Genomic DNA, 7997 nt, shown 5'->3' with positions numbered 1-7997 from the left:
GGTGCATTTAACTTATGCAGGGAATATCAGAATGAATATCTCACAAGCAGCAAAGTTTACTGGCCTGACCAGTAAGACAATCCGTTTTTACGAAGAAAAGGGGATCATCCCTAAGGCTCGCCGGTCCGATAACGGTTATCGTTTTTACACAGAGGACCAGTTAGAAACGCTGAGCTTTATAAGGCGTGCAAGAGAACTAGGATTTTCACTGGATGAGTGCAGGCAGCTTCTTGATCTACAGCATGATCCCGATCGCGCATCTGCCGCAGTTAAAGAGAAAGTGCAGCATAACCTAGAGCGTGTTCAGAGTCAGATTAAGCACCTCGAAGATATCAAGTTAGCTTTGATTAAAATGTCAAAATCATGTCCGGGTAATGCGGATCATGATTGCCCAATTTTAGAAGAATTGTGTACTGAGGGTCACGGAGAGGTTTTACAGTAATGAATGAAGTAACTGCAAGAATGAAAAAAATTGCCATTGTGCTTTTCTTAGCTATTTCCCTACCTGCTTATGCTGGCGATCCCTACTGGTTGGAAGGGCGAGATGATACTAAATATGAAATTGATGTATACCGCAGCGAAAGCTGTGGCTGTTGCAAAACCTGGATAACGCACCTGAAGGAACATAATTTTGTTGTCAGGGACCATGTGCTTTCTGATGTGACTCCATTGAAAGAGCAACTGGGAGTACCAAAACAGGGGTATTCATGTCATACGGCTAAGATCAACGGAAAGGTTATAGAAGGGCATGTACCGGCACAGGATATTAAAAAGGTTCTATCTAATGCAGATATAAAGCTTCTAACGGTTCCGGGGATGGTATCAGGTAGTCCAGGCATGGATATGTCGGGGGCTCCAAAACATGACTTCAAAGTTTACTCCGTCGACTCTAAGGGCGAGGTAGGAGTGTTCTCAGAATACACTAACTATTAAGCAGGAGGCTGATCATGTGGCATACAGATGGAATGTTTTCATCAGGATGGCATGGGTTCGGGATGGTAATTTGGTTATTGTTTCTCGCTGTGATGATTGTGTTAATCGTAAAAGCCTTGTCCGGAAGGGTTAAGGCTTCATCAACAGCCATTGAGATTCTTGATGAGCGTTATGCTAAAGGAGAAATTTCTGAAGAAGAGTATCTTGAGATGAAGGCAGAATTAGAAAAATGATTATACGAGCAGGGATTGTTCTGGCCCTAGTGGCAGTGCTTTCAGGGTGTTTTGAATCAGAGCCGAAGGTAGAGGGCCGTTGGTATACCCAATCGCAAGTAGATTTGGGTAAGACCGTTTTTTCCTCAAACTGTGCTACTTGTCACGGGGCGGGCGCTCAAGGTACGAAAGAGTGGAGAATACCTTTACCAAATGGTAAGTACCCACCTCCTCCGTTAAATGGCTCTGCGCATGCGTGGCATCACCCTCTGAAAGGGCTTAAAGCTACAGTTCGGGAAGGAGGGGCTAAATTTGGTGGGACTATGCCCGGATTTGATGATTTGTTAAATGATAATGAGCAGGAGGCCGCTATCGCCTATTTTCAGAGTAAATGGACTCCAGAGATTTATCAGATGTGGCTGGATCGAGGTGGGCTTCAATAAGCTGCTATCATGAATATTTATCGTATATGGCGTCTGCAGTTCTCACACCACAAACCCCAGACTTTGTGAGAACCGCTTTAGGTAAACCCCGACCCACAACGGACGTTCACATGAATTTATGTTGGAGGCTTTAGCAAGGACCGCTATCCGAGTAATCAGGTGTGATGATCAAAATCAATGAACAAACTGACTATCAGTACAGTGGCTAAACAGGCTGGAGTGTGTTTCGAGACCATAAGATATTACCAACGCATTGGGCTTATCCTTGAACCTGCGAAGCCTGCTTCAGGGTATCGAACATACACTGATCATGATGTACAGCGGATACAGTTCAAACAGCGCGCGAAGAAGCACGGATTTAGTCTTGTTGAAATCAAGACTCTGCTTTCCCTTGGTAAGGGGAGCTGTGATCAAACCAAGCAATTGGCATCCAGTAAGCTTGATGATGTGAACAAGTATAGCTCTGCCTAGATACTGAATACTCAAATACGCCCTAGGTCAAGAAAGAAGAAACAATTGAGAGGGTTTATCAACTTACGTAGATGTGGATAGAAAAACAGAGATATTTTTTCTTTCTAAATATTAAAATCTTAAACACTTTCATGTACCAGTAAAGGGATTATAACGGCTATACGGAAGACTCGTACTACAGACTTTACTATTCATGATCTGAGACATACAGAGAAAAACTTATTTTCCTCTTCCGTTTTCACTGTCATTATTTTCATCTCCCATCGTCTATACATTTTCATAATGACAGTTTATAAACATTATCAAAAAAGAGAAATTTTCGAGTATACACAGATAAAAACAAAAAACCCCGCAATGGCGAGGCTTACAGATATCTTAAACGAGATAGTGTATACAATTACAAACCCGATTCTTTAGAACGGAATATCATCGTCAAAATCATCAAACCCCTGAGCTGGCTGTGGTGCCTGCTGAGGAGCAGGAGCGGGACGCTGTTGAGGCGCTTGCTGCTGAGGAGCTTGCTGCGGTGCCGCCTGCTGCATCTGCGGTGCTGGAGCTGCCTGCTGTTGAGGCGCATAACCACCCTGCTGAGACTGCTGATAACCGGAATCGCCACCACGACCACCTAGCATCTGCATCTGTCCGTTCATATCCACAACGATCTCAGTTGTGTAACGATCATTACCGCTCTGATCCTGCCATTTACGAGTACGCAGTGCGCCTTCGATATAAACCTGAGAACCTTTACGCAGGTATTCACCCGCTACTTCTGCCAGACGCCCAAAAAAGACCACTCGGTGCCACTCGGTACGATCCTGCTGCTGCCCTGTCTGCTTATCCTTCCATGAATCAGTTGTTGCGATAGTTACGTTTGTTACAGCATTGCCATTAGGCATATAACGAACTTCCGGGTCCCCACCTAGATTACCGACCAGAATTACTTTGTTAACACCGCGTGCCATTATTTTCTCCAGAATTCTTCTCTCGCAGATGACATGTTCCATCTACGTAATAGCGGTCAAGCTTAACATGCGACAGGGCTCTGTCACAGTAGTCAGCTACATGAGTTTTATTGATAAAAAAGGAGTGCGTAAATCAACCTGCTGAGAACAGATTATTTTGCCAATAGAATCACTATTACCTGCAAGCAGATGCCTTATAGCTGCTGCTTTGGGCTTGTTCTGAATAGCGGGTATTTAGGTGTCGGGTTAATTAAAAGTCTTTATAATGATGCGTTTTGTTTTCTGCTTTCGAGAGCCGTTATGGATAAGATTCTGGTCCGGGGTGCACGCACCCACAACCTCAAAGATATCGATCTGGAGATCCCCCGCGATAAGCTGATTGTTATCACAGGCCTGTCCGGTTCAGGTAAATCATCTCTGGCTTTTGATACACTCTACGCAGAAGGTCAGCGCCGCTATGTTGAATCCCTTTCAACTTATGCCCGCCAGTTCCTGTCCATGATGGAAAAACCAGATGTAGATCATATCGAAGGTTTGTCTCCAGCAATCTCCATCGAGCAGAAATCTACATCACACAACCCTCGCTCCACCGTAGGTACTATTACCGAAATTTATGATTATCTACGTCTATTGTTTGCCCGCGCTGGTGAGCCACGATGCCCGGATCATGATCTGCCACTGGCAGCACAGACGATCAGCCAGATGGTTGACCAGGTACTGGAACTGGAAGAAGGCTCCAAAATGATGCTGCTGGCACCGGTTATCCAGGGACGTAAAGGTGAGCACTTACATACTATAAACAACCTACGCGCAGAGGGTTTTATCCGTGCCCGTATCGACGGCATTGTTGTTGACCTGGATGCGGCACCGGAACTGGATAAGAATAAAAAGCACGATATCGAAGTAGTTATCGACCGCTTTAAAGTACGTGATGATCTTCAAACCCGTCTGGCAGAATCATTTGAGACCGCACTCAACCTTACCGACGGTATTGCCAAAGTTGCCTATATGGATGGTGGCTCGGCTGAACTCATTTTCTCTGCTCGCTTCGCCTGCCCGGAGTGTGGTCATAGTATTCAAGAGCTGGAACCTCGCCTGTTCTCTTTTAACAATCCACACGGCGCTTGCTCAAGCTGTGATGGTCTGGGGGTAAAACAGTATTTCGATCCAACCAAGGTAGTTCATGATTCGGCCCTCACCCTGTCAGAGGGTGCAATTCGCGGTTGGGATCGCCGTAGCCTGTACTACTTCCAGCAACTGAAAGCCGTAGCAGAACAGTACGGCTTCGATATGGATACCCCATTCAATAAGCTGAGCAAAAAGCATCAGGATCTGATTCTTAAGGGGAGCGGCACGGAAACGGTTACCTTCCGCTACCTGAATGACCGTGGCGACATCATTAACAAAGCCCACCCATTTGAAGGCGTTCTGAATAATCTCGAACGCCGATACCGTGAGACCGAATCAGACACTGTTAGAGAAGATCTCGCTAAATATCTCAACATGCAGCCCTGCCCTTCTTGTGATGGCAGTCGCCTGCGTCGAGATGCACGACATGTATTTATTGATAACCACACTCTGCCACAGATCGTATCCAAACCGATTGGTGAAAGCCTGGAATATTTCGAGCAGCTTCACCTGACCGGAAAACAAGGTGAGATCGCCGAGAAAATTCTAAAAGAGATCCGTGAGCGCTTGCAGTTCTTAGTTAATGTAGGCCTTGAGTATCTATCCCTTGAACGTAATGCTGACACCCTTTCCGGTGGTGAGGCACAGCGCATCCGACTAGCCAGTCAGATCGGCGCCGGCCTTGTAGGCGTAATGTATATTCTTGATGAGCCATCAATCGGCCTTCACCAGCGCGATAACGAACGCCTACTGAACACACTGGTCCACCTGCGTGATCTAGGGAATACAGTTATCGTTGTTGAACATGACGAAGATGCTATCCGCTTAGCAGATTATGTAATCGATATAGGTCCGGGCGCAGGTGTACACGGTGGCCAAGTCATCGCCGAAGGCAAACCTGAAGAGGTGATGAGTAATCCTGAATCAATCACCGGACAGTATCTAAGCGGCATAAAAGAGATCGCTGTACCGGAAAAGCGTCACCCCGCTGATAGCAATAAACTATTATGTCTAAATGGCGCAAGCGGTAACAACCTGAATAATGTAGATCTTAAGATCCCAGTAGGCTTGCTCACCTGTATTACAGGCGTATCTGGATCAGGTAAATCCACATTAATTAATGGCACGTTGTATCCAATCGCAGCCACGGAACTAAACAACGCCACTACATTAGATCCTGCTCCTCACGAATCTATTAACGGTATCAAACATTTCGATAAAGTCATCGATATTGACCAGAGTCCAATTGGCCGAACTCCGCGCTCCAACCCTGCAACCTATACAGGCATCTTCACCCCAGTGCGTGAGCTGTTTGCTGGCACACAGGAAGCCCGCTCTCGCGGCTACAAACCTGGTCGTTTCAGTTTTAACGTTAAAGGCGGTCGCTGTGAAGCCTGCCAGGGTGACGGGGTAATTAAGGTAGAGATGCATTTCCTACCAGATATTTATGTGCCATGTGATGTATGTAAAGGTAAGCGCTACAACCGCGAAACCCTAGAGATCAAATACAAAGGCAAAAACATCCACGAAGTGTTGGATCTCACAGTAGAGGATGCTCGCGAGTTCTTTGATGCAATCCCAGCACTGGCGCGCCGACTTCAGACACTGATCGACGTAGGTCTTTCTTATATCCGTCTGGGTCAGGCGGCAACCACCCTTTCCGGCGGTGAAGCACAACGAGTTAAACTTGCTAAAGAACTATCCAAGCGCGACACAGGCAAAACCCTGTATATCCTTGATGAGCCAACCACAGGCCTGCACTTCTATGATATTCAGCAGTTGCTTAACGTTCTGTACCGTCTACGTGATCACGGCAACACTATTGTGGTAATCGAACATAACCTTGATGTAATCAAGACTGCTGATTGGATTGTAGATCTTGGCCCTGAAGGCGGAGTCAAAGGCGGCATGATTATCGCTGAAGGTACACCGGAGGAAGTAGCAGAAAATACAGCCTCTCATACTGGGCGGTTCCTTAAGCCGATGCTCAACCCACGATAGTGGGTTGAGAGGGGCTAGGACGTCACTTCGTGACGGCTAGCCGCGCCAATGGCGCGTGCTTAACAAAAGAAAAAACTCCGATGCTGTCACCAACACCGGAGTTTCATAATCAAACCTAACTTGAAAGCGGAAACTTAAGGCTTAACAGTAGTCAGGCCCAGGTTACTCCAGTTCTGCATACCGCCACGGTACCACTTGATCTTGTGTGCCGGGTAACCGAAGTCAAGAAGCGCTTTAATATTAGTTGGAGACTGACCACACCACATACCGTTACAGAACATAACCAGCGTTTTCGCCTTACCGAACTTCCACAGGCCATCAAACTCTTCCGCACCAAACTCTTCAGTCAGGATCTCACCTATAGAGATTGGATCGGCACCTTTTTTGGTATTCAGCAGAGTCCAAGGAATGTTCTTAGCACCTGGGATAGTACCGCGCTCAACCCAGTTAGGTGTACGTGAGTCGATTACAAGAATTGAGTCATCACCTTTCGACATTTTAACTAGATAATCGATCATCTCTGCTTCACCGATTGTTTCAACTCCAGGAGCCAGAACGATTGGCTGGATACAGAACGGTGGGCACGGGCGAGATGTCTTAGCAAAAGCATCGATAACCGTTGCGTTGTTATCCTGATCACGCTTAATTGTTACAGACTTGCCGTTGTGCATGACTGTTGCTTCAGACATACCAAAAGTAATACCTACCGGTTTACCATCTGCGCTAGCAGAAAGGGGTAGAACTGAAGTAACAACGACTGCAGCGGCAGCAATGAATGATTTAAACATTTAACTCTATCCTCGATATTATATTTATTTTTAAATAAGAGTAGCGCTTAGAAAACGCCATCGTCCTCACAGCTATCTTCCAACTCTTCATCGGTCGGTTCTTCATCAGCTGGCTTTTTGTCAGCTGCTTTGTCTTCTGCAGGGCAAGGCTTGCCATCTGCACAAACTTTGGCTGCTGGGTCAGCTTCAGCTGCCACTACATTTTGTACAGGCAGCAAAACAGCACAAATAACGGATAACGCCGCTAGCAGTGCTTTAAGTCCGGTAAATTTCATTGTCCACTCCAGGCTCGGTTATAACCTTATAATTATTAGTTTTATTGTGCTAAAACGAATATGGCCCGCAAGTGGTTAAATAATAACCTTAGTCTAATCTTTCCCGGCACAAGGGTAGATTTCGGACATAGCTTCCGTTATCGCCAGTACAGCGGTCTCAGGTATCGAGCCTTTGCGCCAATATGATATATAACTCTCGATCATTTGTGCATCGGCATCCGCTGCAAGCGGAACTAAAAAACACCCATCACCTTCCAAACCCTTTAATGCGTCTGTTACTCCTAGAAAATAGCCTTTAAGCATCATAGATTCTTGAGACAGAGCATCACGCAAATCTTGACCGGATATAAAACTATAATTTTGTGCATTAACTGCAAACGAAGCAGTTAAGCCGAGAATTAGAGAGATTAGTTTGAAGGTTCTCATGAATAATTAACTCCGTAGTCGAGACATAATAAGCAATCTTTCATAAAACCAGAAACCGTCAGATCAATTATTTGGCGGCACAACTTTTATTAGGCAATAAAAAACCCGGCATAAGCCGGGTTTTTTGATGATCAAGAAATCTTAATCTTCAGCTGCTTCGTCAGCTTCTACAGCTGGACGATCAACCAGTTCAACGTAAGCCATTGGAGCGTTGTCACCTGGGCGGAAACCGCACTTCAGGATACGAACGTAGCCACCAGGACGCGCGTTGTAACGCGGACCCAGTTCGTTGAACAGTTTACCAACAGCAACTTTGCTGCCAGTACGTGCGAACGCCAGACGGCGATTCGCTACAGTG

Annotated in this window: 11 protein-coding genes; 6 read left to right on the top strand and 5 right to left on the bottom strand. The window is 46.0% G+C overall.

Annotation, left to right across the window (positions count from 1 at the left end):
• The 5 genes from cueR to GY843_RS21075 form a co-directional block, all read left to right on the top strand.
• Positions 1-442, top strand: a 442-nt coding sequence (cueR, locus tag GY843_RS18530) for a Cu(I)-responsive transcriptional regulator (RefSeq protein WP_297311855.1), incomplete at its 5' end; no start/stop codon positions are given.
• A complete protein-coding gene (locus tag GY843_RS18525; RefSeq protein WP_297311854.1) occupies positions 442-933 on the top strand; it encodes a DUF411 domain-containing protein in 492 nt (163 codons plus the stop codon). The genes cueR and GY843_RS18525, both read left to right, overlap by 1 nt.
• A gap of 14 nt (positions 934-947) precedes the next feature.
• On the top strand, positions 948-1166 hold the full coding sequence (locus tag GY843_RS18520) for an SHOCT domain-containing protein (protein ID WP_297311853.1): 219 nt from the start codon (positions 948-950) through the stop codon (positions 1164-1166).
• Complete coding sequence (locus tag GY843_RS18515; protein WP_297311852.1) at positions 1163-1588, top strand: cytochrome c; 426 nt, start codon at positions 1163-1165, stop codon at positions 1586-1588. The genes GY843_RS18520 and GY843_RS18515 overlap by 4 nt, the downstream gene beginning before the upstream one ends.
• A gap of 177 nt (positions 1589-1765) precedes the next feature.
• Complete coding sequence (locus tag GY843_RS21075) at positions 1766-2059, top strand: MerR family transcriptional regulator (protein ID WP_367183874.1); 294 nt, start codon at positions 1766-1768, stop codon at positions 2057-2059.
• A gap of 413 nt (positions 2060-2472) precedes the next feature.
• Here GY843_RS21075 and GY843_RS18510 read toward each other — a convergent pair whose 3' ends face one another.
• On the bottom strand, positions 2473-3024 hold the full coding sequence (locus GY843_RS18510) for a single-stranded DNA-binding protein (protein ID WP_297311857.1): 552 nt from the start codon (positions 3022-3024) through the stop codon (positions 2473-2475).
• A gap of 297 nt (positions 3025-3321) precedes the next feature.
• Between GY843_RS18510 and uvrA the strand changes: the two genes are divergently transcribed.
• Positions 3322-6150: an excinuclease ABC subunit UvrA gene (gene uvrA / locus GY843_RS18505; RefSeq protein ID WP_297311851.1), complete on the top strand. Its 2829-nt coding sequence runs from the start codon at positions 3322-3324 to the stop codon at positions 6148-6150.
• A gap of 134 nt (positions 6151-6284) precedes the next feature.
• Here the strand turns inward: uvrA and GY843_RS18500 are convergent, their stop codons facing one another.
• From GY843_RS18500 to rplQ, 4 genes are all read right to left on the bottom strand, one after another.
• On the bottom strand, positions 6285-6938 hold the full coding sequence (locus GY843_RS18500) for a rhodanese-like domain-containing protein (RefSeq protein WP_297311849.1): 654 nt from the start codon (positions 6936-6938) through the stop codon (positions 6285-6287).
• A 47-nt stretch (positions 6939-6985) separates the two neighbouring features.
• Positions 6986-7213, bottom strand: coding sequence for a hypothetical protein (locus GY843_RS18495; RefSeq protein ID WP_297311848.1), 228 nt, complete (start codon positions 7211-7213; stop codon positions 6986-6988).
• Positions 7214-7306: 93 nt separating this feature from the next.
• A complete protein-coding gene (locus GY843_RS18490) occupies positions 7307-7639 on the bottom strand; it encodes a hypothetical protein (RefSeq protein ID WP_297311847.1) in 333 nt (110 codons plus the stop codon).
• 141 nt (positions 7640-7780) lie between these two features.
• A partial coding sequence (gene rplQ / locus GY843_RS18485; protein WP_297311846.1) for a 50S ribosomal protein L17 occupies positions 7781-7997 on the bottom strand: 217 nt, incomplete at its 5' end.

It is taken from the genome of Neptuniibacter sp. (assembly GCF_024231755.1).
Classification (GTDB): Bacteria; Pseudomonadota; Gammaproteobacteria; order Pseudomonadales; family Balneatricaceae; genus Neptuniibacter.
Note: the sequence above shows the minus strand (reverse complement) of the source record. Positions and strands in the feature narration are given on the sequence as shown.

What these genes read in the sequence shown, in the direction of transcription:
- GY843_RS18525 (WP_297311854.1), top strand. Translation starts at nt 442, where the DNA reads ATGAATGAAGTAACTGCAAGAATGAAAAAAATTGCCATTGTGCTTTTC.
- GY843_RS18520 (WP_297311853.1), top strand. Translation starts at nt 948, where the DNA reads ATGTGGCATACAGATGGAATGTTTTCATCAGGATGGCATGGGTTCGGG.
- GY843_RS18515 (WP_297311852.1), top strand. Translation starts at nt 1,163, where the DNA reads ATGATTATACGAGCAGGGATTGTTCTGGCCCTAGTGGCAGTGCTTTCA.
- GY843_RS21075 (WP_367183874.1), top strand. Translation starts at nt 1,766, where the DNA reads ATGAACAAACTGACTATCAGTACAGTGGCTAAACAGGCTGGAGTGTGT.
- uvrA (WP_297311851.1), top strand. Translation starts at nt 3,322, where the DNA reads ATGGATAAGATTCTGGTCCGGGGTGCACGCACCCACAACCTCAAAGAT.
- GY843_RS18500 (WP_297311849.1), bottom strand. Translation starts at nt 6,938, where the DNA reads ATGTTTAAATCATTCATTGCTGCCGCTGCAGTCGTTGTTACTTCAGTT.
- GY843_RS18495 (WP_297311848.1), bottom strand. Translation starts at nt 7,213, where the DNA reads ATGAAATTTACCGGACTTAAAGCACTGCTAGCGGCGTTATCCGTTATT.
- GY843_RS18490 (WP_297311847.1), bottom strand. Translation starts at nt 7,639, where the DNA reads ATGAGAACCTTCAAACTAATCTCTCTAATTCTCGGCTTAACTGCTTCG.